This is a genomic window from Antarctobacter sp. (genome assembly GCF_965277915.1).
In the GTDB taxonomy this organism is placed as follows: Bacteria; Pseudomonadota; Alphaproteobacteria; order Rhodobacterales; family Rhodobacteraceae; genus Antarctobacter.
This window is the reverse complement of the sequence record NZ_OZ255849.1, coordinates 4,735,178-4,759,044: the sequence shown is the minus strand read 5'-3', so window position 1 is coordinate 4,759,044 and position 23,867 is coordinate 4,735,178. Positions and strand designations below refer to the sequence as shown.

The window sequence follows — 23,867 nt, the reverse complement described above, 5'->3', positions numbered from 1 at the left end:
TGCCGGGGCATACGGCCGAAAGGCTAGCACGGCTCCCGCCCCGGACGAAGACGGGAATGCCCTGTCGCGCGACGGCTGGGAAACCCTCTCAATCCGCGAGGAATTTGCGGCTGACGAAACCGGCCGTGCCCGATCCATCGCGGATTTCGTACCAAAAGACATTGTCCTCGATGCAGCGGTCCACCCGGGCCGGCAGCTCTGCGTCGCCGTTATCCAGCGCCAGGTCGTTGCAGGCCTTCATGCAACTGCGCGCCCTGTCACCGCCTTCGGGGGTGCGCAGATCCTGGGTGGCGATCACGCGCACCTTTTCGCCCAGCGGCACCTGCCGCAGCACCTCGGCCTCGAACCCGGGACCGCCACGCAGGTTGACGTATTCACTGACGTTCACGATCCGCGCCTCGGGACTCAGCAACCAGCAAGACTTGATCTCGACCTCGGACAGCTCGGCCCGGGCCGCGTCCTGAATGGCCGCGAAGAAGATCTGTTCGCCGGTTTCGGCCGGGCTGCGCGCCACCGGCAGCGCGGACAGCGGCAGCCGCGGATCGTGGAACATGTAGGGATAAACCTCGCGCCGCGAGACCTCGTTTGCGCCCGCCCCGTCCATCACCAGATAGCCGATCCGGTCCAGCGGATCGCCATCGGCCCTCAAGGTCATCTCGCAATTTGTCGCGTCCCTGGTCCGGAACCCGCCGCGCGACGTCACCTGCGCCCGGTCCGGCCCAAGGTTGCCATAGGTGAAGGGCAGATTGGCAGAGCCATACAGGTAGCTGTCCGAGGCGCGCTCATCCAGCATGCCGCCATCACCGTTCAGACAGGCGAACCGCAGCGAGGATTCGATGTCCGAGGCCGTCAGGGACACCGGAGCGACCTCGATCTGCCAGCGCGCCGCCTGTTCCACGGTCTCGACGTAACTCATGTCGCCGGCCGGCGTGTTGAGGATCGTCAGGAACAGCGACTCGGGGATATCCGAGGTGACGCGCAACACCTCGCCCATGCTGCCCAAAGCCTGTGCATAGGCCTCGTTGACCTCGTCCCTGCCATAGCTGCGATCTTCCTCCACCAGCGCCGGCGCGTGAAAGCCAAGCGTCCCGCGCGGGTGCAGGACGCGGTCGGGAATGGCGTCGCCATCCGATTCCGGATGGGAAAAGCGCCCCGACAGGAACAACAGGGCGCAGGTGCTTTCGCAGGTGGCCCCCTCTGCAATGGCCGTGCCCAGGAACTCTGCCTTGACGATATCCGCCATGCGCACCACCTCGATCAGCGAACCGCCCGGACTGTCCAGGCAGATGCGGCGCCCCACCGGGCTGGGACCGTCGGGATCGGGCATGTCTTTCAGAATGGCACGCAATGCCTCGGCATCGCCACTGACGATCTCACCGTCAATGCGCAGCCAACAGCCCATGTCCTGCCCTTCCGACAGGGTGATCTGCGCCGCCTGCGCCATGCCTGCGAAAAACGGGAGGACGGCGGTCAATGCCAGTCGCCACAGCATCCGTGCCATGTTTTTCTCCGTCTGCTCGGACCTTTTGAGTGTTTCTAGCACGCCAACACCGTTTTGTGCGCGGCGATTTGGCGATCCGAATCGGATGGCAAGGCTTCGCCGAATCACACCGACGTCCAGGTTTGAAAGATTGCAGACGTACCCCTGTCTCCCCATGGACAGGCACATACCCTTGGGGGACGCCGCAGGCAGGCGACGTCACCGCAGTTCGATCGACACTCGTCCTGCGGCGCCCTGTGCGTCGATCACCGACAGGGTGGTGAACCCCGGCCCCTCCAGCGGGGCAAAAAATTCGGGCCTTTGCAGGCCGGTCGCCAGAACGGCGCCATCGGCCAACAGCGTGTAGGGCGGCACACCGCCGCGCAGCTTGATCGGCACCCCCAGCCCGGTGGAGGCCAGCCGCGCGCCCTCTGGCGGGAAGGTCAGTTTCAACTCGGCCACCGTGTCGCGCGGGCCGAACCGCTGCAGCGTTTCGGGCAATTGCGCGCGGCTGACCAGCAGCGTCTCAGCCGGCGGCGGGGGCAAGGGTTCAAACCGGCTTTCGACCCGGCCCAGCGCCTCGAACAAAAGCGGCGCTGCGAGGTCGCCGCCAAAGGCGCCGGGCACGGGCGTGCCATCGGGCCGCCCAATCCAGACACCGGCCACATGCTGTCCGGTCCAGCCCAGCGCCCAGGCATCGCGGTGCCCGTATGAGGTGCCCGTCTTGTAGGCCACCCGCCCCGGCGGTCCCGCCGAGGGGGGCGGCACCAGATCGGCAAGAATATTGCCGACCTGCCAGGCACTGGTGCGGCTGAGGACGCGCTGCGACAGTGCGTTGTCCGGGTTCTCTCCGGCCCGCCACCTCAGCGGCAGCGCCTCGCCGCCGCGCGCCAGTGCCGCATACAGCTGCACCATCTCCTCCAGCGTCAGGCCCACGCCGCCCAGCGCCAGCGCCAGCCCCGGCGCACCGCCCTGTACGCCCGGGTCGACCATCGACCGTTCCAGCGCAGCCATCAGATGCGCCGGGCCCAACGCCTCTGTCAGGCGGACGACCGGGATGTTCAGCGACAGTTGCAGCGCCCGCCGCACGGGCAGCTCGCCCCGATACTTGCCGTCGAAATTCTGCGGCGCATAGGTGCCGAACTGGATCGGCGTGTCGAGGATCAGGGTTTCGGGATGGGCCAGACCACGATCGAAGGCCAGCCCGTAGACCAGTGGTTTCAGCGTCGAACCGGGCGAGCGCTGCGCCGTGGTCATGTCGACGAAACCCTGCGCAGCCATGTCGGTATAATCCTTGGACCCGACCGAGGCGAGGATCTCACCGCTCTGGTGATCGGCAAGCACCAGTGCAACCGACAGCTTTTCGCCCCGGCCCGCCATGTACCGGCGGGCAAGGTCCTCCAGCCCGGCCTGCAAATCGCGGTCAAGGGTCAGGTCGTGGCGGCCCGGTCCCGTCGCCACGGCCCGGTCAGCCATATGCGGGGCCAGTTGCGGCATCGGCTGACGGCCCAGCGGAGCCGGATCAAGGCTGTCGGACTCCGCCGCCTCCATCGGGATCACCCCGGCGCCGGCCATGCGCTGCAACACGCGGTTGCGGGCGCTTCGTGCCACCTCAGGGTGGCGGTCGGGACGGCGGCTCTCGGGGGCCTGCGGCAGCGAGACCAGCAGCGCCGCCTCGGCCGGTGTCAGCCGCGTCGGCTCTTTGCCCAGCCAGATCAGCGAGGCCGCCCGCAGCCCCTCGACGTTGCCGCCATAGGGCGCAAGCCGCAGGTACAGGGCCAGGATATCTTGCTTGTCCAGACGGCGTTCCAGCGCCAGCGCCAGCCGCATCTGCCGCAGCTTGCCGCGCCATTGCCCCGTGGTGCCGTCCTCCAGCAGTCGCGCCACCTGCATCGTCAGCGTAGAGGCGCCCGACACGATCTCTCCATGCCGGATCGCCTGTCCGGCGGCGCGCAGGGTGGCACGCAGATCGACACCGGGGTGGCTGTAAAAACGCTTGTCCTCGTAGGCGACCAGCATTTGAAAGAACAGCGGTTCGACCTGGTCCGGAGAAACCTCCATCCGCCAGAGACCGTTTTCGATCGTATAGGCGCGAAGTAGATGTCCGTGGCGGTCCCGCACCTCTGGCGAGGTTGCGTGCACCAGCACCGGAATGTCCGTGGCGTCGATGAAATCGTCGAACCGGTCGCGCGCGAAGGCCACCGACCACAGCAGCACGACGAGAACGACAAGCCGTTTCACACGTCCGCCTCCCAGAGCCCCGGGTAGCGGGTGACAAAGCCGTGGGTGTCGACCGACAAATGGGTTTCGAACTCGGTTTCCTGCGCCTCGTAGCGCACCAGTCCGCCGCGTTCGCGCGTGTAGGCCTGTGTCAGCGGCGTAACCTGTGGGCCGGGAAAGCGCAGCCAGGCCGAGGTCGTCTCCAGCCGCCCGACCTCTGGCACGCGGTTGAGCGGCATCAGGTTGGTCGCGGGGGTAAAGGCCAGGTCCACGTCCTCGGCTGCGGACAGGTCGGGGCGCAGATCCTCGTTCACGGTCCAACCGTCCTCACCCCGTGCAAGACGCAGCGCGACCGCATCGCCGCCGTAATCCCCCGTGATGTCGGCACTGGTGGTGCACCAGTCCGCGCCGACGCGGATCACGTAATCCAGTGCGGCCCAGCCGGTGGCATCGCGGAACCGCGCATGACCCACCAGCATCCATCCCTGGTCCAGCCGCGCCAGGCGGCACTTGTCCTCTCCGTCGCGATCCAGCGCCCGCCAGTGGATCGTTGCTAACGTTTCGCCGCTCATGGCAGGATCGTCACTTTGCCGGAGGCCGTCACCGCCCTGTACTCGGGTCGGTACATGTCTTCGACCAGCGCTGCCGGATGGTGGAACGTGCCCGGAGAGACCGCCCGCAGGATATAAGCCAGTTTGAGCGGCTTTTCTGACTCCTGGTTGATGGCGGCAAGGAAGCGGTCCGCGCGGAATTCAGTATGTTCGGCGCTGGCCAGTTCCAGCCAATCGAGCCCGCGGATGTCGCCCGAGCGCAGCAGGCTGGGGTTGTCGATCTCGAACCCCGCGGGCAGCGCATCGTCGAGGATCAGCCGCGCGCCCGTCTTTTCCGAAGGCCGGATCGTAAGAACCGCCACCATGCGGTCGCCAGCTCGGATCTCTGTAACCGGCTCGCCTTCCAGCGTGAAATACTCGCGGGTCAGCGCATAGCCATAGCCGGTCGCCTCGGTCGCGCCCAGTGGCTTGCCAAGGGTCGTCAGGGTGATGTCGGTCGGCTTGTCCGAGGTATTGGTCAGGGCCACCGGCTCCAGCCCCTCGGCCTCGATCCGGCGGACGAAGGGGCCGGTCAGCGGTTCGCCATTCAGGGCTAGTCCCGAAACGGTCGGATCCTGCACCATCGCGTGTGCCGCCAAGAGCGCCCAAGCCTTTTCCTGGGTCGACAGCGGTCGATCGACGGAGGAAATCCGTCGCACCACGTCGTTACGGTCGAACCGATCCGACCGCGCCTCGACCGCAAGGGTCAGCAGGCCCGCCGCGTCGCGCAAGGAACTGCCGTAGTCGGCGCGATAGCCCTGCTTCGTCGACACCGGCGTGGCCAGCAGGCGCTCGGCGGCGCGGCCGAACATCGCATCTGCGCGCGGCTGGTCGCCGTAGCTGGCCAGCGCGGCACCCAATTGCGCCTGTGCCAGCGGGGTGGCGAAATCCGCCGCCTTTTCGTCCGCGTAATAGCGCAGGTCACCCATCGCCGCCTCGCCCTCGCGTGCCAGGACCATCAGGGCATAGGCGATGTCCTGACCCCCATTTTCGAAGTCGGGCGCATAGGCGATGCGGTTCTTGAGATTGTCGAGCGCGTTCTGCCAGGCCGTGTCCGGCACCTCGTGGCCCGCCGCCTTGGCACGGCTGAGGAAGTCGGTCACATAGGCGTCCAGCCAGAAATCCCCCGACCATGCCCCCCAAAGCCCGAAGGCCCCGTTGGATGCCTGCCGCGTCAGCACCTGCGCGATGGATTGCTCGATCCGCAGGTCGATCCGGTCGGTGTCGCCCAGGCCCAGAGGCTCGGCAATCGCGGACATGTAGAGCAGCGGCAGTGCCTTCGACGTCACCTGCTCGGTGCAGCCATAGGGATAGCGATCCAGCGAGGCCAACATCCCCGGCACATCGAAGCGCGCCAGCGGACCGGCAGAGACCATGGCCGAGGCCCCGGCAGGCCGCAATCCGGCAAAGATCTGATCGTCCAGCGTAAAGGTCTGACCCGCAGCCAACTGGATGCGGCGGGTGGTGCCGACGTCAGAATCGTTCGAGCGCACGCCCAGCGTCAGGTCCTTGGTCAGGCGCTGGCCATCTGGCGTGATCACGGCAATCTGGATCTTGTGATCACCCACGGCGCTTGCGGTCAGCGGGACCTCCAGCGCGGTCTTTTCGCCTTTTCCCAGCGTGACGTTTGCTGGCAGGGCACCGGTGTCCAGCGTCACGCCATCGGCGGTCACGGTCAGGGGCATCTTGCCGGTCTCGCCCTTGGCATGGGTCAGTTCCAGCAGCAGGCGGCTTTCGTCGCCCGGCGACAGGAACCGCGGCAACGAGGCCGAGATCACCACCGGATCGCGGACCAGCACGTCCGCCTCGGCAGAGCCGACCCCCTTGGGCGACCAGGCCACGGCCATCAGCCGGACGGTGCCGTTGAAATCGGGAATGTCAAAGCTGACCTCGGCTGTGCCATCCTCACCCACCGGCAACTGGCCGGAGAAGAAGGCGACGGTCGCCTCTGTCGGAGGCGGGCTTTGCAGGCGCATGCCCGCTGCGCCGTCACCGCCAGAGCGCACGGAGCCCATCGCGCCGTTCATGCCGTCGATCAAACGGCCATAGATGTCGCGGATCTCGACCCCCAGACGACGCTGGCCAAAGTAATGGTCCGCCGGGTCGGGTGTGTCGAAGCCGGTCAGGTTCAGGATTCCCAGGTCGACGGCGGCGACGGTGACATGGGCCTGTTCACCCGGCGCCACGTTGTCGATCCTGACCTTGGCGGTCAGTGGTCCGCGCGGGGCGCTTTCCGCAGGCGCGTCGAACCCGATGTTGAGTTGCGCATCGCCGGGATCGACGCTGGCATGGGTCAGGCCAAGAGCGCGCGCCGGGTTCTGGCCGGCGGTCACATCCATCGGGCGGATCACCTGCGCGGTCACATAGACACCCGCGCCCCAATCCTCGGTCACCGGCAGGGTCAGGGTGTTTTCTCCCTCCGCCACGTCCACCGCCTGCATGGAAATCACGCGATCGGCCAGCACGGTGACCAGCGCCTTGCCCGCGTAGCGCGGGACCATGCGAAGCGTCGCGCTCTCCCCCGGCTGATAGGCGGGCTTGTCCAGCGACAGTTCCAGCATGTCGGGCGCGTCGGCAGCATCGGCAGGCGCGTACCAACCCGCAGAAAAGCCCATCGACGCCGCCAGGTAAGTACCATCGGCGCGTTCGACAACGACCTCGTACTGCCCCCAGTCGACCTCTGCCGCGATCTTCAGAGGATCGGCTCCCAGCGTGCCGTTGCCCTTGGCCACGGTTTCGCGGGTGGTCATCGGCTCCCAGTACCAGTTTCCGTAGTTCTGATACCACTGGTAGCGCGTGCGCACGCGATTGACCTGCCAGCTGACCTCCATCGCCTGCGGTTGCAGGTCCGGCCCCACGGCGATCACGTCGAACCGCGCCTCGGCGCCTTCGGCGAATTCCTCGGCGGCGGGCTTGATCCCGATCATCGGGGTCGGCGGGGCCACGGACCGCGAGATCAGGCGTTCGACCGGACGCCCCGAGGCTTCGGACAGGCGCAGGGTGGCGGTCGCGGTCATCGGGCGACCCTTGGGGTCAATGTCCGGCATCGGCAGGGTCAGCTGCGCGGCGCCATCGACATCCGTGGTCAGATCGGCGGCAAAGCTTTCGATCCGGGTCAGCGCATTGTCGTCATGACGGCCAAAGCGGTACCCCGGGAAGGCATCCAGACGGGCGCCGGTGGACAGGCGCAGCTCTCCCTCGATGTCCAGGTCGGCGCCCGGAGCCCCAAAGAGATACCGTGCGTCCACCTCCAGCAGCGGCGGGGACAGCGGGTTGATCGGCCCCTCGGGCAGCGACAGGTCAAAATCAATGCGCTCGGGCACGAAATCCTCGACCAGCAGGGTGTCCGAACTCAGCGCCTCGCCCTTGGGATCGGCGTAGACGGCCAGCCGCCAGGTGCCGCGTGGCACGGTGGGGCCCAGCGGCAGGGTAAAGACATGGCCCCCCGCATCACCGCCGTCCGAGATGTGGCGCGAATATTCGACACCGTCAGGACGGGTGAGAACGGCGGTCAGCGGCACGTCTCTCACCGCCTCTGCCTGCGCATCGCGCAGCAGGGCGGTGACGTTGACCTCGTCCCCGGCACGATAGACGCCGCGATCGGTGGCGACGAAGGCGTCCAGCGGCCCGGCGGGCGCGCGGCCCGCGACACCACGGTCGGACAGGTCAAAGGCCGGATCGGTCAGCGACAGGAAGGCAAGGTCTTCCTCGCCCCGCTTGGCCATGACCAGCGCCGGCGCGGTGCCGCCCTTGCCGCGCAGCAGGCCCGGCGCGAACCGTGCCACGCCATCGGCATCGGTGGTCACGGTTTCCAGCACGCGGTTGGCCTCGGCCACCAGCGAGACCTCCAGCCCGGCCATCGGCGAGGCATCGCCCAGGTCACGGGCAAAGACGGTCAGGCCGTCGGTGCCCTGCAGGGTCGTCAGCCCGATGTCGGAAAGGATGAACCATTGTGTCGCGCGGCGGCCGTCGCCCCGCTTCGGGTCGGGCACGGCGGCGGTCAGTGCATAGATCCCGGCGGGCAGGTCACCCAGGACTTCGCCCATCGGCAGGCGGGTCATCATGTCCGCGTTCAGGCGGTTTTCCACAACGCCGGTGCCGGTCCAGATCTCCTCGGCCACATCGCGGGCAAAATAGTTTTCGTCATAGCGGCCCAGCGGACGGCCAAAGTAGTTTTCCTGGATCGCGCGCACCAGGTTGCGATCGGACACGCGGCGCAGGATCAGGTCGACCTCGTCGAGGTTGACCGTGTCGATTGGAATGCCCGCATCCGCCGTGCGCGGCAGGACATAGGCGCGGCCCGGAAAGCTCAGCGTCGGGGTGCGGTCGCTGACATAGGCGGTGATCGGAACGTCGCGGATCAACTCCTCGCCCGACTTGGCGGGCAGGCCCGCGCGGAAGGTGATGGTATAGCGGCTGCCGTGTTCGACGCCGGTCACGCAGATGCGTTCGTCGTCCTGCACCACGGCAAGGCGCGGGTCCGGCAGCTTGACATAGGGCGCATAGTCCTGGCCCACACGCACCAGCGGCTCGTTGAAGCTGGCGCAGATGCGCGGGGCGGCGCTGTCGGCCTCGACAACGTGATCGTCTACGCGAAAGCCGTACTTGCCGATGGCATCGTCCAGCAACGCCGACACATCGGCGCGCGGGCCAATGCTTTCGGCAAGGCGCAGCGCGGGGATCATCAGGCGGCCGCGCTTGTCGGCCTCCAGCGCGCGGGCCAGATCGTAAAGCGCGGTGATCCGCTGCGCGTCGGCCCCGGCGCGCAGGTAGGCGTTGATCGAGGCCAGAAAGGCGCGACGGCCGTACTTGCGCTTGTCCGCGCCCTGAACCTCGCGAAGGTAGTCGCTCGACCACTGGCCATATTGCAGCCAGAGCGCGGGATCATCGTTCTGAGCCAGCGCGGCGCCGGTCCAGTGGATCGCATCACGCAGGTTGCCCTCGTCGCGCGCCCTGGTCGCCGCATCCAGCAACGCCCGGACAGTCCATTGGCCGCCACCGTGGCGCACTGCCAGGTCCATCGCCTCGGCACGGGCGCGGTCGAAATCGGCGTCGCGCAGGAAATCCAGATCCTCTCGCCGGGTCTCGGCCCGGGCCAGCACATCGGGCGGGGTGGTGACGACGCGCCCCGACACCGCCCCTTCATAGGCGGCGCGGTCGGTCACCTCGGTCTTGGGGAAACAGGCGTTCGTTCTGCTGTTGAAGGTGAAGGCGATGCAACCTTCGGCATCCAGGCAGGCCTGCTGGCAGGCATCAAGCGTGGTGTCGAACAGCTCTTGCAGATCCTTGCCGACATAGTCGATGTCCCGGGTGACCACGTACCGCCGGTCCGGCATCGTCTCCTGCGCTTGGGCAGTGGACAAGCCAAAAAGGGCCGCGGCGAGACCCAGAGCAAAGCGACGCATCAAAAAGCTCCTTTCAGAACAATACGGTCAATGGTGGCACGCGCCGCGGGGCAAGACAAGGATTCGGAGGGTCAGGGAAACCTGACCCGGGCCGGTCCGGACGCCCGTGTTTTAAGGAGATTTTCACCTCGCCGGGGCAAGAGTTCCGGGGTCTGAAAGGAGAGCCCGGGATGGAAATGGCCGATCGCCTGGCCGAGGAACGGCGTGCGCGGCTGGCCGCGGAAAGACTGCTGGAACAGAAGCAGGCCGAACTGTTCGAGGCCAACCGCCGCCTGGGCAAACACGCGCTGGAACTGCGCAACGAGATCCAGGAAACCCGGACCGAGGTCAAGGTCGTCCGGGACGAGAACCAGCGCGTCATGCACCAGCTGGGCGAGGCGACTCAAAAGATCGAGGTGGTCACCGAACAGCTGTGGAGCGCATTGGAGACCATGCGCGACGGCTTTGCCATGTACGACGAGAACCTGCGGCTGGAACTCGCCAATCCCGCCTATCTGCAGGTCTTCGAAGGGGTCGAAAGCATCGCGCCCGGCGCCACCTACGAACATGTACTCGAAGTCCTGGCCGAGGAAGGGATCGTCGATCTGCAAGGCGAGCGGCCGGGCGCCTGGATCAAGCGGATGCACAGCCGCTGGGACATGGACCCGATCCCGAACGAAACGCTGCGCCTGTGGAACAACCGCTTTGTCAAGATCCGCGACCGGCGCCTGCCGGATGGCGGGATCGTCAGTCTTGGGGTCGATTTCACAGGGCTGATGCGCATGTGGTCCGCGGTCGAGGAAATGCCCGACGGCTTTGTCATGTACGACGCCGAGGACCGACTGCTGATGTGCAACCAGCAGTACAAGGACATCTACGCCAAAAGCGCGCCCGCCATGCAGCGCGGCGCGAGCTTCGAGGAAATCCTGCGCTACGGGCTGGAGCGCAAACAATACAGCGAGGCGCTGGGGCGCGAGGAGGACTGGCTCGAGGAACAGCTTCAGGCCCACCGCGCCCCGGAGACGGAACTGGAACAGCAGCTTGAGGACGGTCGCTGGCTGCGGGTCTACGAAAGACGCACCCGCGACGGCGGACTAGTCGGCCTGCGGGTCGACATCACCCAGATCAAGCAGGACCAGGAACGCCTGAAAGAGGCGACCATCCGCGCCGAGGCCGCGAACCGCGCAAAATCCGCCTTCCTCGCCAACATGAGCCACGAGATCCGCACGCCGATGAACGGCGTCGTCGGCATGGCCGACCTGTTGATGGACACCGAGCTGGGCCAGGAACAACAGCTTTACGCCGACACGATCCGCAGTTCGGGCGAGGCCCTGCTGGTCATCATCAACGACATCCTCGACTATTCCAAGATCGAGGCGGAAAAGCTGCAACTGCACCCTGAACCCTTCGACCTTGAACGCGCCATCCACGAGGTGGTGATGCTGTTGCAGCCCACCGCTCGGGACAAGGATATCTCGCTGCTGGTCGACTACGACATGTTCCTGCCCACGCGCTTTATCGGGGATGCCGGGCGGGTCCGTCAGATCCTGACCAATCTGCTGGGCAACGCGGTGAAATTCACCATCCAGGGCCACGTCCTGGTGCGCGTCGTCGGCGTGCCGGGGGATGAAAACGCCTCGGCCATACACATCACCGTCGAGGATACGGGCATCGGCATCCCTCCGGACAAGGTCGATCACGTATTTGGCGAGTTCAACCAGGTCGAGGACGAGAGCAACCGCAAGTTCGAGGGCACCGGCCTGGGCCTGGCGATCACCCGCCGGCTGGTCGAACTGATGGGCGGCGAGGTATGGGCAGAATCCGAGCTGGGAAAGGGCAGCTGTTTCGGATTGCGCATCCTTTTGCAGACGGAAGAGCCCGCCGTCTTCGAAACCGCCCGCCTGCCCAGCCACCTTTCACAGGTGCTGGTCGTCGACGATCACAACGTCAACCGCGAGATCCTGTCGAAACAGCTTGGCATCATCGGGCTGAGCGCGGATTTCTGCAAGACCGGCTCCGAGGCCATCGACCGCATGGCCCATCGCCCCGACCTGTTGCTGATCGAACAGGATCTGCCCGACATGAGCGGCCAGGATCTCGCGGCCCAGCTCACGCGCGGAGGACGCAGTATCCCGATCATCCTGATGGCCGACAACCCGGCCCAGGTCTCCCAGCGTTCAGGGCTGGAGATCGCCGCCGTCCTGCAGAAACCCGTGCCACGCCGCACGCTTTTTGCTGCGCTGGAAAAGATCGGCGTTGCCCATTACCCCGAAAGCGACAGCCCCGAGCCGCGGCCCGCGTCCGAGGGCACGCCTCCCGCCCTCGCCTCGCCTGATCCGGGTGGCCCGCTGGACGTGCTGGTCGCCGAGGACAACAAGACCAACCAGCTGGTCTTTCGCAAGATGGCCAAGGATTTCAACGTCACGCTGCGCTTTGCCAACAACGGGATCGAGGCCGTCGAGGCCTATCGCGACCGGCGGCCGGACCTGATCTTCATGGATATCTCGATGCCGCGCATGGACGGCAAGCAGGCCACACGCGAAATCCGGGAACTGGAGAACGGCGCCCCCCAGGTCCCGATCATCGCCGTCACCGCGCATGCGATGAGCGGGGACCGCGAAAGCATCCTTGAGGCCGGGTTGAACGACTACCTGACCAAGCCCCTGCGCAAGGCCGCGCTGGCGGAAAAGTTCGACCTCTACGCCCCCCAGAAGTCGCGCCGCGCGGTCTCTTGACCATCCATCAGGCCGATTGCGCGGCGGCCTCCGCCGGGCGCAGAAAGACCGGGCGATCCGGTTCGGACATGTCAGGTCGGTAGACATATCCACCCAGATCGAAATCCAGTAGCCCTTCGGGGTCCGTCAGGCGGCGCTGGATGATGTAACGTGCCAGCGATCCGCGCGCTCGCTTCGCAAAAAAGCTGACGATCTTGGGGCCGCCCGGCTTGTCCTCCATGAACTGCGGCGTGATGATCCGCAGCTTCAGGGGTTTTTCCGGAACGGCGCCGAAATATTCCTGGCTGGCACAATTCACCAGAACGTCCGTCCCAAGCGCCTCGGCCTGTGCACGCAGCGCCTTGGAAATCTGGTCGCGCCAGTAGTCGTACAGGTTGCCGCCGCGCCGCGTTTTCAGCCGCGAGCCCATTTCCAGCCGGTAGGCCTGCATCGCGTCCAGCGGGCGCAGCACCCCGTATAGCCCCGACAGGATACGCAGGTGATCCTGCGCCCAGGCCATCTCATCCGCGTCGAGCGAGCCGGCCTCGAGCCCCAGGTAGGTGTCCCCGGCAAAGGCCAGCGCGGCGGGGCGCAGGACCTCGGGGCCGGGGGTGTCGGTGAACGCACGGAAACGATCACGGTTCAGCCGCGCCAGGTCATCCGACAGGTCCATCAAGCCCTTGAGATCCTTCAGGCTCAGGTTCCGGGCCGTCTTGGCCAGACGCTGTGCATCTTCCTCGAATGCGGGTTCGGTCATCTCGACCGTCCGTTCCGCCCAGTCCAGCCGCTTGGCCGGAGAGATCACGACAAGCACCATCCGCCTCCATCACTTCCAGTGACCCCGAGGTAGTCTGCCCGCCCGCCGAGGTCCAGAGCCGCGCCGGTCAGCCCGCGTTTTCCTGCAGCACCGACCAGAAAACCGGGCCAAAGCGTTCCGCACGCTTGTCGCCCAGCGCCTGGCACAACGCGTCCTCGCTATGGGGCGGGCGCTCTGCCAGCTTGGCCAGCAGCGAAGCGGAACAGGAGAGCGGCTTATCGGTGCCATCGGGTCCGCGCAGAAGGTCGGCCTGGGCCGCCATCAGCGCATCGTAGACTGCCCCCGTGCCCCGTGCGGCCAGTTTGCGCCGGCGCGGGTGCATCTCTTCGGACCCGCCGTTCAGCACCTCGAGGAACTCTGCCCCGTATCGTTCCAGTTTCTTGGCCCCGATGCCGGAAATCCGGGCCAGTTCGTCCATGTTGGTGGGGCGGGTCTCTGCCATCTCGATCAGGGTGCGGTCGACGAAGATCACGTAGGCGGGCACGCGCGCGGCCTCTGCCAGCGCGCGCCGCTTGGCCTTGAGCGCAGAAAGCATGGGCGCGTGTTCCTCGCTGACCAGCGCCTTGACCGCCGGACGGCGCTCCGTGGCGCGGGCCACGGCATCCTTGCGCAACTGGATCGCCTCCTCACCGCGCAGGATCGGTAGCGCCCGGTCCGTCATGACCAGCGCCCCGTGGCGTTCCGCGTCCGGGCGCATCAGGTCATGGCCCATCATCTGCCGGAAGACCGCCTGCCACTGGCCCCGGCTGAGATCCTTGCCGACACCGAAAGTGGGCAGGCCGTCATGCCCGCGTTGCTTGATCTTGTCGGTGTCCTTGCCCATCAGGATGTCGATCAGGTGCCCGGCGCCAAAGCTTTCATCCGTGCGCAGCGCGGCCGAAAGTGCCTTGCGCACCGCCTCGGTGCCGTCGAACAGCTCTGGCGGGGTATCGCAGAGGTCGCAGTTGCCGCAGGCCCCGGCCACTTCGCCGAAATAGGCCAGCAGCGCCTTGCGACGGCAGCCCAGCGCCTCGGCCAGCCCCAACAATGCGTTCAACCGTCCGTGGTCCGCGGCGCGACGTTCCGGCGGAGCCAGCCCCTCGTCGATCTGCGAACGGCGCAGGCGGATATCCTCGGGGCCGAACAGGGTCAGCGTCTCGGCCGGGGCGCCATCGCGACCCGCGCGGCCGATTTCCTGGTAGTAGGCTTCGATCGACTTGGGCAGATCCGCGTGGGCGACCCATCGGATGTCGGGCTTGTCGACGCCCATGCCAAAGGCCACGGTCGCCACAACGATCAACCCGTCCTCGGTGGCAAAGCGTTCCTCGACATGGCGGCGGTCGTCGGCCTCCATCCCGCCGTGATAGTGACAGGCGGCGTGGCCTTCCTCGCGCAGGGCCCGGGCGATGCCCTCGGTCTTGGCCCGCGTGCCGCAATAGACGATGCCGGACTGTCCCTTGCGGGCATTGGCAAAGTTCAGGATCTGCGCACGCGGTCCGTCCTTGGGCTGAAAGGCGAGGTGGATGTTGGGCCGGTCGAAACCGCGCAGGAAGGTCGTCGGCGGCTGTCCGTCGAACAGCCGCGTGACCATTTCCTCGCGCGTTTCGACATCCGCCGTCGCGGTGAAGGCCGCCAACGGCACGTTCAGCGCGCGGCGCAATTCCCCGATGCGCAGGTAGTCCGGGCGAAAATCATGGCCCCACTGGCTGACGCAATGCGCCTCGTCGACGGCGATCAGTGAGATGCCCGCCTGCGCCAGCATTCGCTGCGTGCCGCCATTGGCCAGCCGTTCGGGCGCGAGATACAGCAGCTTCAGTTCACCGGAATGCAGCATGTCCCAGACGGCATCGGTTTCCTCGGGCGTGTTCCCCGAGGTCAGGGCGCCGGCGGCCACGCCCGCCTCTCGCAGCCCGCGCACCTGGTCGCGCATCAGCGCGATCAGCGGAGAGATGACGACCGTCACCCCGTCGCGCAGCAGCGCAGGCAGTTGGAAACACAGGGATTTGCCGCCGCCCGTGGGCATGATGGCCAGTACGTTCTCACCCGCGGCCACGGCCTCGACAATCTCACCCTGACCGGGGCGAAAGGCGTCGAAGCCGAAAATCTCTTGCAACAGCGCCTCGGCGCCCCCGGCATCGCGCGGCATGGGAACCCTGTCGATTTTGTCTGGATCTGCTCTCGATCCGGACAATCACATACTAAGATTCGGTGAATCAAGCCCCAGCCACCACAATATGCGGCTTTTGACGGCGGTGCGCGCAGCGTCAGAAGCTGTAGAAGAACCCGGCATTGTTGGCCAGGATGATCTGAAGCGCGTAGACCCCGATCAGCGTGATCAGCGGCGCCAGATCCAGCCCGCCCATGGGCGGCAGGATGCCCCGGATGCGCGAATAGACCGGTTCCAGGATACGGTTCAGCCCGTCCCAGATCGCCGCGACGATGGGCTGACGCAGGTTGAGGATCTGGAAGTTGATCAGCCAGCTCATGATGACATGGGCGACGATGATAAAGACCGCGATGCTGAGAAGCATGTTCAGGATCTGAAAGAGCGACTGCATCTGTTGGGCCTTTCCTCTTGGTGCGGGTCGGGCAAGAGGTATGCGCAGAAACACTTAAGGACAAGTGTGCCGCGAGGTCCCGATTGACGCGGCTTTGCGCGCGCAGCATCACGCGGGCCAAGGAGTCTGCCCATGTACCCATTTCTGCGTCTTGCCCGCAACGTCCGCCAAGCCCGGCGCGCCCCGCGCCTCGGTCTGTTCGATACCCATGTCTCGACCCACGTCTGCATGCCGTGGGATCTTGATCTCTGGTGGGAGTTGAACAACGGCCGCACCCTGACGATCTATGACCTGGGCCGCATCCCGTTGGCGATCCGCACCGGGCTTGTGGACGTGTTGCAGCAAGAACGCTGGGGCCTGACCATTGCCGGCTCGATGGTACGCTACCGTCGCCGGGTCCGCATGTGGGACAAGGTCGAGATGCATTCGCGCATGCTGGGCTGGGACCGCCGGTTTCTCTACATCGACCAGTCCATGTGGCGGCCGGACGGCGAATGTGCCAGCCAGGCGATCTATCGCGCCGCCCTGACCGACGCCAAGGGCATCGTCACCACCGACAGATCGACCCGCGCAATGAACGCCCCCGAAGAAAGCCCGCCCCTGCCCGACTGGGTCCGGGCATGGCTGGCTGCCGAGGATGCGCGGCCCTGGCCACCGGCGACCTCGGGCTGACAATCAACTGCGCCCGGAAAGCACCGAACGGCGCGGCCCGAATATGATTTTTTCGAGCCGCTCACTAACCTGGGGGAGGCTCGAAGAGCCGGGGACTGCGCCCCTTCCGCGCAATCGACTTGCCACGCCCCCGCCGTAAGGGTTCTATCGCGCCATTCCGAGAAGGGGCAGGCATGGCACATCCGACGAAACGGCAACGCATCTGGGGCTGGATGTTCTTCGACTGGGCGCAGCAACCCTATGCGACGCTTGGCCTGACCTTCATCTTCAGCCCCTATTTCGCCGCCGTCGCCGCCGAGTATTTCATGACCCAGGGCGCCGAGGCCGCCAGCGCAAAGGCCAATGCGCAAAGCCTCTGGTCCTCGGCCCAGACCGTCGCCGGGCTCGTCATCGCCTTCTCGGCGCCTCTGCTGGGGGCCTGGGCCGATGCCACCGGACGCAAGCGGCCCTGGTTCTGGCTGTTCACCATGATCGCCATCCTCTCGGCCTTCACGCTGTGGCATCTGCAACCGAATGGCCGCGGGCTCTACATCGCTCTCGCGATGTTCTGGATCGGCTTCGTGGCCAGCGAATCCGCCTTCAACCTGAACAACGCGATCCTGCCCAGCCTCGGCACGCAGGAAGAGGTGGGCCGCATCTCGGGGACCGCCACGGCCTTTGGCTATTGGGGCGGGGTGCTGTCGCTCTTCATCATGCTGCTGTTCTTTGCCGAAAACGAGAGCGGCACGACCCTGATCGGCCTTGCCCCGCCGTTCGGACTCGACCCGGAAGCGCGCGAAGGCACGCGGTTCGTCGGTCCCTTCATCGGGCTGTGGTTCGCGATCTTCCTGATCCCCTTCTTTGCCTGGAACCACGACGACCCGTTGGAACGCAAGACACCGGAAAGCGTGCGCAAGGTGCTGGCGGATCTCTGGCAGACCATCCTGCGCGTCTCGCGCCGCAAGTCCTGCCGCAGCTTTCTGTTGTCGTCGCTGTTCTATCGCGACGCGCTGACCGCGCTTTATGCCTATGGCGGCATCTACGCGACACTGGTGCTGGACTGGCAGGTGATCCAGGTCGGTGTCTTCGGCATCATCGCCGCCATCGCCGCGGCGGTCCTGTCCTGGGTCGGCGGGCTGGCCGATGAACGCTTTGGCCCCAAGGCCGTGATCCGTTTCTGCATCTGGGTTCTGATCCTCGTGGGTTGCGTGATCGTCGGCATGTCGCGCGAAAGCCTCTTTGGCTTTCCCCTGCCCGAGGGGTCTCTGGTGCCGGATGTCGTCTTCTACATCTGCGGCGCGATCATCGGCGGAACCGGCGGCGCGCTCTATTCCGCCTCGCGGTCGATGATGGTGCGCCATTGCGATCCCGCGCGCCCGGCAGAGGGATTCGGCCTGTTTGCATTGGCGGGAAAAGCCACGGCCTTTCTGGCCCCCGCACTCATCACCTTGTTCACCTATGTGACACAGTCCAACCAACTGGGCTTTCTGCCGGTGATCGGACTTTTCCTGATCGGTCTCGTTCTGCTAGCGTGGGTTCATCCGCAGGGAGAGAGACCCGCATGATGCGTTTTGTGACCGCCCTTTCGCTTGTCATCGCCCTGGCCGCCTGTGGTGGCGGCGGGCGCGATATTTCCGGCGCCCGAACCCCCGCCCGACCACTGGACCCGGTGCTGTCCTCCAAGGAAGCCAAGCAGCTTTTCGGCGCCAAGAGCGATGCCTCGACCCAGAAAGCAGAACCCTTGGGCGGCTATGCCAAGGGCTGCCTTGCCGGCGGCGTGCAGCTGGCCGAAACCGGTCCCACATGGCAGGCCATGCGCCTCAGCCGCAATCGCAACTGGGGCCATCCCGAGTTGATCGACTATGTTCAGGATCTCAGCCGCAAGGCGGCGCGGCAACCGGGTTGGGACGGGCTTTACCTGGGCGATTTCAGCCAACCGCGCGGCGGCCCAATGCTGACCGGGCACCGCAGTCACCAGATCGGGCTGGATGCCGATATCTGGTTGCGCCCCGCCGACAACCTGAACCTTTCGGTCAAGGCGCGCGAAAACATCTCGTCGATCTCGATGCGCCGCGCAGCGGGTGCCTATACCAACGACAAATGGACGAAACAGCACCACGAGATTCTCAAGGCCGCCGCCAGCGATCCACGCGTCGCCCGCATCTTCATCTTCCCGGGCGCCAAGGTGCAGATGTGCAAGGATGAAAAGGGCGACAGGTCATGGCTGCGCAAGGTGCGGCCCTGGTGGGGGCATCACTACCATTTCCACGTCCGCCTCAGCTGCCCCAAGGGGGCCGCGGACTGTGTCGACCAGGCCGCCCCACCCCCCGGCGACGGCTGCAAGGAGGCCGAAGGCTGGGTTGACCGCATCCTGAACCCGCCGCCGCCCGATCCCAACGCCAAGCCCGCGCCGCCCCGGCGCGAGCTGACGCTGGGCGATCTGCCACGCGCCTGCGCCGACGTTCTGGCGGCGAACTGATCCACGCATGTCACGTCGCCTGTTCCGACGCCTGCGGGCGCTGGCGCTGGTTTGCGGAAGCCTTGCAAGCCTTGGCGCCTGCGCGGCAGAGGTCGGCCCGAAAGTCCAGTTCATCAGCCATCTGGACTGGCCCCCCGGCGCGCACCGGATGGGCGGGTTTTCGGGGCTGGAGCTATCGGACGACGGCACGCGGTTCACCGCCATTTCCGACCGTGGCTTCATCGTCACCGGGCGCCTTCACCGCGCCGGCGCGAAACTGACCGCAATCGAGGAAGATGCCCCCGGCCCGCTGCACAACGCGCAAGGCGCGCCTGTCTCGGGCCTAGAGACGGACGCCGAAGGTCTGGCCATCGGCCCTGACGGGCAGCTCTACGTCTCGTTCGAAGGGCTGCACCGGGTCAGGGCCTATCCCTCGCCGGAGCGCAGCCGACCTCTGCCCACGCCCGGTGCCTTTGCCGCACTTCAAGGCAATTCCGGACTGGAAGCGCTGGCCGTCGACGGCAAGGGCCATCTCTACACCCTTCCCGAACGTTCGGGCCGGCTGACGCGGCCCTTCCCGGTCTGGCGCTTCGACGGCAGCCGCTGGGCACAACCCTTTTCGATTCCGCGCTCGGGCGGCTTTCTCCCGGTCGGGGCCGATTTTGGCCCCGACGGGCGCCTCTACCTGCTGGAGCGCGAATTCACCGGCTTCGCCTTTCGCAGCCGCGTCCGGCGTTTCGTCATCCTTGGCGACAGGATCACCGACGGAGAAACACTTCTGGAAACGCAACGCCACAGGCATGGCAACCTCGAAGGGCTGTCGGTCTGGCGTGACGCCACCGGCACGATCAGGCTCACCATGCTGTCGGACGACAATTTCAGAAGCTTCCTGCGCAGCGAGTTCGTCGAGTACCGGGTCACCGACTGACCTGCATGCCTCTTGACGCGGCACCGGGGCCACCTGTAAGCCCGCGCAATCCGGACTCCCGGATCAAGTCCCCGCAACCTTGCAAAAAACGGGTCACCAATGACGCGCAGACATCTTCCCGGCATTCTTGCCATGGCGGCCATCGTGCTCGCCTCCAACATCCTCGTCCAGTTCCTGTTCGGCCAATGGCTGACCTGGGGCGCCTTCACCTATCCGCTGGCCTTCCTGGTCACAGACCTGATGAACCGCATCTACGGACCCGGCCCGGCGCGGCAAGTGGTCTTTGTCGGCTTCATCGTCGGCGTCTTCTGTTCGCTCGTGGGCACGCAGATCATGCTGCAGGGCGACGGGTTCACCTACCCGGCCGTGACGCTGCGGATCGCCATCGCTTCGGGCCTGGCCTTCCTGACCGCCCAGATGATGGACGTGGCGATCTTTGACCGACTGCGCACCGGCAAATGGTGGCGCGCGCCGCTGGCCTCGACGCTCGTCGGCTCGACGCTGGACACGGCGCTGTTCTTCACCATCGCCTTCTCGTCCGGGCTGACCTGGATCGAGCCCGGAAACGATGTCTCCTGGGCCAATGAAGTCCGGCCGCTGCTGGGCGCGGGCCCCGCCCTGCCCTACTGGGTCTCGCTCGCCGTGGCGGACTGGATGGTGAAACTCTGCCTCGCCCTCATCGCCCTGATCCCGTTCCGGATGATCGTTTCGCGGGCACTGCAGAATCAAAAATTGGCTTGAAGCGCAAAAAAGACTTTGTGGTTTGCCATGTGCGTGGCACCATCATCTTGCGTTTTCAACAGCTGAAAGGAGGTGATCCAGTGTCGAGAGAAGCATTGGAGAGAGGTGTCGGAACAGTTCGGGAGAGCGCGCTCTAGGGCAGCCCCTGGGGAGATGATCCCCCGAATTGGCAGTGCCTAACCGGCCCCGCCTCCGTATTCTCGAAGGGCCGCTGATCTGGCGGCCCTTTTTATTTTGCACTAGGTCTTACCCCATGCTGCGGATCACCGACCAAATCAGCCTCGAAGACTGGGAACTGACCGAACAATTCATCCGCGCCTCCGGTCCGGGCGGCCAGAACGTCAACAAGGTCTCCACCGCCGTCGAGCTGAGGTTCGAGGCCGAGCGCTCCCCCAACTTGCCGCAAGCGGTCAAGACACGGCTGCGCAAGCTGGCCGGGCGCCGCTGGACCAAGGACGGCGCCGTCGTCATCCAGGTCGAGGAAACCCGCAGTCAGGCCCGCAACCGCGAAATCGCCCGCGAGCGGCTGACGGAACTCGTGCTGAAGGCCACGCAAAAGCCCAAGCGCCGCATCCCCACCAAACCCACGCTGGGCTCGAAAAAGCGCCGCCTTGCGGCCAAGAAACAGCGCGGCGAAGTCAAATCCCTGCGCGGCAAGGTCGACCCCGACACCTGACCCCGGCTTCTTCTCTTTGAAAATACTCCCGCCGGAGGCATTCCGAGGGCCCGGCCACAGGCCGGGCCCGAGACAAACTGCGCGCGCAAGCGCACAATCGGATTGCGGGATCAGAACCGTTCCAGCAGCCGGTCGAGGTAGTTGCGCTCTTCCTCGGGACGGTCCAGCTCACCCGAACGCCGGCGCAATTCGCCCAACAGTTCTTCTGCCCTGCGATAGACGTCCTTGCCCTGCAACAGCCCCTCGTCGGTGCCGACCCGACCGGTGTTGCCGGTGTTGCGGCCAAGCGGATCGCGCTGTTCGCCCGGGTCTCCGCCATCGGCGAAACCCTGTTCGCCGGTGCGCTGCTGCTGTTGCTGCGCAAGCGCCTCGCCAAGATTGCGCATGCCTTCACGCAGCGCTTCCAGGGCGCGCGATTGCTGGTCGATCGCGCGGCCAAGATCACCGTCGCGCAAGGCGTCTTCGGCCCCGTCCATTGCACCCTCGGCCCGCTCCAGCGCTTCGGCGGCGCGTTCGCCCGCCTCGGTGCCCTGGCCCGGCAATGCCTGACGCTGGCGGTTGAGCTCGTCCCGCAGGGCGCGCTGGCGCTCGGCCAGTTCGCTGGCCGGGTCGTCTCCGCCCTGGCCTTGTCCGGGTTCGGGTCCCGCCTGACCCTGGCCGGGCTGGCGATCCTGACCCTGCGGTCCCTGTCCCGGTTGCCGTTGGCCCTGGCCACGCTGTCCGTTGTTGAGATCGCGGAATGCCTCGTCCGACAACTCCTGCTGTTCACGCAGCGTGTCGGCCAGCCCCTCCATCGCCTGTTCGCCGGGCGACTGTCCGCCGCCACCGGGGCCCTGGGTGATCTGCATGTTGTCCAGCATTTCCTGCAACTGGCGCATGGCTTCGGCCGCCTCGGCCATCCGGCCCTGCTCCATCAGTTCCTGAATGCGGTCCATCATGCGCTGGATGTCGTCCTGCGACATCTCGATCATGTCCTGCGGGTTCATCTGCTGGCCGTCGGGATCTTGCTGCGCCTGCTGCTGGCCCAGCTGGCGCATGTAGTCCCGTGTCGCCTCACGCAACTCCTGCATCAGCTCGGCGATTTCCTGGTCGGTGGCGCCGTTCTTCATCGCCTCTTCCAGGCGTTCGCGTGCGCGCTCCATGCGCTGACGCGCATCCTCCAGGTCGCCTTCTTCCATTTCCAGCGCCAGGTCCCACATCTTCTGCGCCAGCTCGTCCTGTTTCTCGTCGGTGATGGCACCGTATTTCGCCAGCGTCTCCAGCCGCTTGGTCAATGCCCGCAGGCGCATGTACTCGACATCCTTGCGGAACAGGTCGTCCGGCTCGTTCAGGATCGTCTTGAAGATCATCGCAATATTGGCCGCGTTCTCACGGTTCCACAGCAACGCCTGCCGCTGTTCGATCAGCGCCGCGGCGACAGGATCGAAAAAGCGCCGACCGGGCATGATCATCGACTGCGGTTCCGACAGGCCGCTCTGGCCACGCCCGTCCTGGACCTCCAGCGACAGCTTGACCGGCAGGTTCGCCCAGGGATGCAGAGAGAAATTGCCCACGAGCGCCTCGGTGAACTCGGACCGGTCACCCGCTACCGGCATCGGCAGCGGCACCTCGATGGTGTCGCGCGGCTCGGGCTCGATCGCACGGCCATAGCGCCGATCCACTTCGGCCAGGTCCAGCGTGAACCGCGCCGTGCCCATGACCACCCCGTGGTCGTCACTGGCGGTAAAGGGGATCTGTGCCTCGCCCTCGTAGCTGACCTCTATCTCGCCATCGCGTTTCACCGCGGGCGCCGCGTCCGGGATCATGGCGATCTGCCAGACGCGCCCGCCGGGCCCATCCACCGCCAGTTCACCGGATTTCAGAACCGCAAAGTCCTGCGCCGTGTCCTGCGCCTCTTCCGGGCTCAGGTCGCGGCCCGAGATGCTCTCACGCACGCTCAGCGCGCCGACTTCGCCATACATGCGCAGGGTGATCTCGGCGCCTTCCGGCACGTCGATTTCCGGCGCGGTGATGTCATTCAGGTAGACCGAGGGCAGGCGCGTGTAGGCGGGCGGCTGCATCCAGCCCTCCCAGGCCGGACCCTGTGCAAGGTCGGGACCACCGGCGCCCATTCCTGTCACGGATTGCACCCGCACCAGCGACCCGAACAGGATGGCCACTGACAGCGCCAGCAGCGCGACATAGCGCAGGGCCAGCGGATCGTTCTGAGACACGCGCAGGTCCGGCTCGACGGCACGCGCCTCGGCCAGCCGGTCGCGCATGCGTTTCTGGTGTGCCCGCCAGACCGCGGTGGAAGAGGCATCGCCTCCCCCGATGGCCTGGGTGTCCAGCGCCGCCTGGATCGGATTGCCTTTCAGCGTGCCGTCCAGCCGCAGCATCGCAGCACCACGAGAGGGCCAGCGGAAACGCCGCACGCCATACCAGGCCGCCCAGATCGCACCGCCCCCAAGCAGAACGACCGCGCCCCAGACCCATTCCACCGCAACCTCGTCCTGCACGCCCAGCATCAAGAGCGCGAGCGCAAAGATCGCAATCGACCAGAGCGGCCAGAAGGACCGCGCCAGCCGTTCGGCCACCATGCCAAGTCGGGTCAGGACCAGCGGCCAACGCAGGGTGCGGAAGATCTCGGGGATGTCGGTCCGGTTCGGGGCCATGGCGCTCCTCGCAGGGT

At 66.2% G+C, this 23,867-nt stretch carries 15 protein-coding genes; 7 read left to right on the top strand and 8 right to left on the bottom strand.

The annotated features are described in order from the left end of the window. Positions 1-88: 88 nt before the first annotated feature. From ACQY5B_RS24095 to ACQY5B_RS24080, 4 genes are all read right to left on the bottom strand, one after another. A complete protein-coding gene (locus ACQY5B_RS24095; RefSeq protein WP_420326988.1) occupies positions 89-1,501 on the bottom strand; it encodes a hypothetical protein in 1,413 nt (470 codons plus the stop codon). Positions 1,502-1,699: 198 nt separating this feature from the next. Next, positions 1,700-3,721 carry a penicillin-binding protein 1C gene (gene pbpC / locus ACQY5B_RS24090; RefSeq protein ID WP_420326989.1) on the bottom strand — a complete coding sequence of 674 codons (2,022 nt, stop codon included), beginning with the start codon at positions 3,719-3,721 and terminating at the stop codon, positions 1,700-1,702. Next, entirely contained in the window at positions 3,718-4,272 is a 555-nt protein-coding gene (locus tag ACQY5B_RS24085; RefSeq protein WP_420326990.1) for a putative glycolipid-binding domain-containing protein, read from the bottom strand. The genes pbpC and ACQY5B_RS24085 overlap by 4 nt, the downstream gene beginning before the upstream one ends. Then, entirely contained in the window at positions 4,269-9,695 is a 5,427-nt protein-coding gene (locus ACQY5B_RS24080; protein ID WP_420326991.1) for an alpha-2-macroglobulin family protein, read from the bottom strand. The genes ACQY5B_RS24085 and ACQY5B_RS24080 overlap by 4 nt, the downstream gene beginning before the upstream one ends. 170 nt (positions 9,696-9,865) lie before the next feature. Between ACQY5B_RS24080 and ACQY5B_RS24075 the strand changes: the two genes are divergently transcribed. After that, positions 9,866-12,409, top strand: coding sequence for a response regulator (locus ACQY5B_RS24075; RefSeq protein ID WP_420326992.1), 2,544 nt, complete (start codon positions 9,866-9,868; stop codon positions 12,407-12,409). A gap of 7 nt (positions 12,410-12,416) precedes the next feature. On the opposite strand, the gene yaaA is transcribed toward ACQY5B_RS24075, so the two are convergent. The 3 genes from yaaA to ACQY5B_RS24060 all read right to left on the bottom strand — a co-directional run bounded on the left by yaaA (position 12,417) and on the right by ACQY5B_RS24060 (position 15,742). After that, positions 12,417-13,202: a peroxide stress protein YaaA gene (yaaA, locus tag ACQY5B_RS24070; RefSeq protein WP_420326993.1), complete on the bottom strand. Its 786-nt coding sequence runs from the start codon at positions 13,200-13,202 to the stop codon at positions 12,417-12,419. 70 nt (positions 13,203-13,272) lie between these two features. Further along, entirely contained in the window at positions 13,273-15,330 is a 2,058-nt protein-coding gene (gene recQ / locus ACQY5B_RS24065; RefSeq protein WP_420326994.1) for a DNA helicase RecQ, read from the bottom strand. 118 nt (positions 15,331-15,448) lie between these two features. Next, positions 15,449-15,742, bottom strand: coding sequence for a YggT family protein (locus tag ACQY5B_RS24060; RefSeq protein ID WP_043143084.1), 294 nt, complete (start codon positions 15,740-15,742; stop codon positions 15,449-15,451). Between the two features lie 132 nt (positions 15,743-15,874). On the opposite strand from ACQY5B_RS24060, the gene ACQY5B_RS24055 reads away from it, so the two are divergent. The 6 genes from ACQY5B_RS24055 (at position 15,875) to arfB (ending at position 21,196) form a co-directional block, all read left to right on the top strand. After that, positions 15,875-16,414, top strand: coding sequence for an acyl-CoA thioesterase (locus ACQY5B_RS24055; protein WP_420326995.1), 540 nt, complete (start codon positions 15,875-15,877; stop codon positions 16,412-16,414). A gap of 173 nt (positions 16,415-16,587) precedes the next feature. Continuing rightward, positions 16,588-17,958 carry an MFS transporter gene (locus tag ACQY5B_RS24050; protein WP_420326996.1) on the top strand — a complete coding sequence of 457 codons (1,371 nt, stop codon included), beginning with the start codon at positions 16,588-16,590 and terminating at the stop codon, positions 17,956-17,958. Beyond that, positions 17,955-18,872, top strand: coding sequence for a penicillin-insensitive murein endopeptidase (gene mepA, locus ACQY5B_RS24045; protein ID WP_420326997.1), 918 nt, complete (start codon positions 17,955-17,957; stop codon positions 18,870-18,872). Before ACQY5B_RS24050 ends, mepA begins: the two co-directional genes overlap by 4 nt. A gap of 7 nt (positions 18,873-18,879) precedes the next feature. After that, the gene (locus tag ACQY5B_RS24040; protein ID WP_420326998.1) at positions 18,880-19,779 is read left to right on the top strand and encodes an esterase-like activity of phytase family protein; all 900 of its coding nucleotides are present in this window, start codon (positions 18,880-18,882) and stop codon (positions 19,777-19,779) included. Positions 19,780-19,878: 99 nt separating this feature from the next. Further along, positions 19,879-20,520: a queuosine precursor transporter gene (locus ACQY5B_RS24035; RefSeq protein ID WP_305969743.1), complete on the top strand. Its 642-nt coding sequence runs from the start codon at positions 19,879-19,881 to the stop codon at positions 20,518-20,520. A 253-nt stretch (positions 20,521-20,773) separates the two neighbouring features. Then, positions 20,774-21,196, top strand: coding sequence for an alternative ribosome rescue aminoacyl-tRNA hydrolase ArfB (arfB, locus tag ACQY5B_RS24030; protein WP_420326999.1), 423 nt, complete (start codon positions 20,774-20,776; stop codon positions 21,194-21,196). A gap of 110 nt (positions 21,197-21,306) precedes the next feature. Here arfB and ACQY5B_RS24025 read toward each other — a convergent pair whose 3' ends face one another. After that, positions 21,307-23,850 carry a DUF4175 domain-containing protein gene (locus tag ACQY5B_RS24025; RefSeq protein ID WP_420327000.1) on the bottom strand — a complete coding sequence of 848 codons (2,544 nt, stop codon included), beginning with the start codon at positions 23,848-23,850 and terminating at the stop codon, positions 21,307-21,309. Between the last annotated feature and the right edge of the window lie 17 nt (positions 23,851-23,867).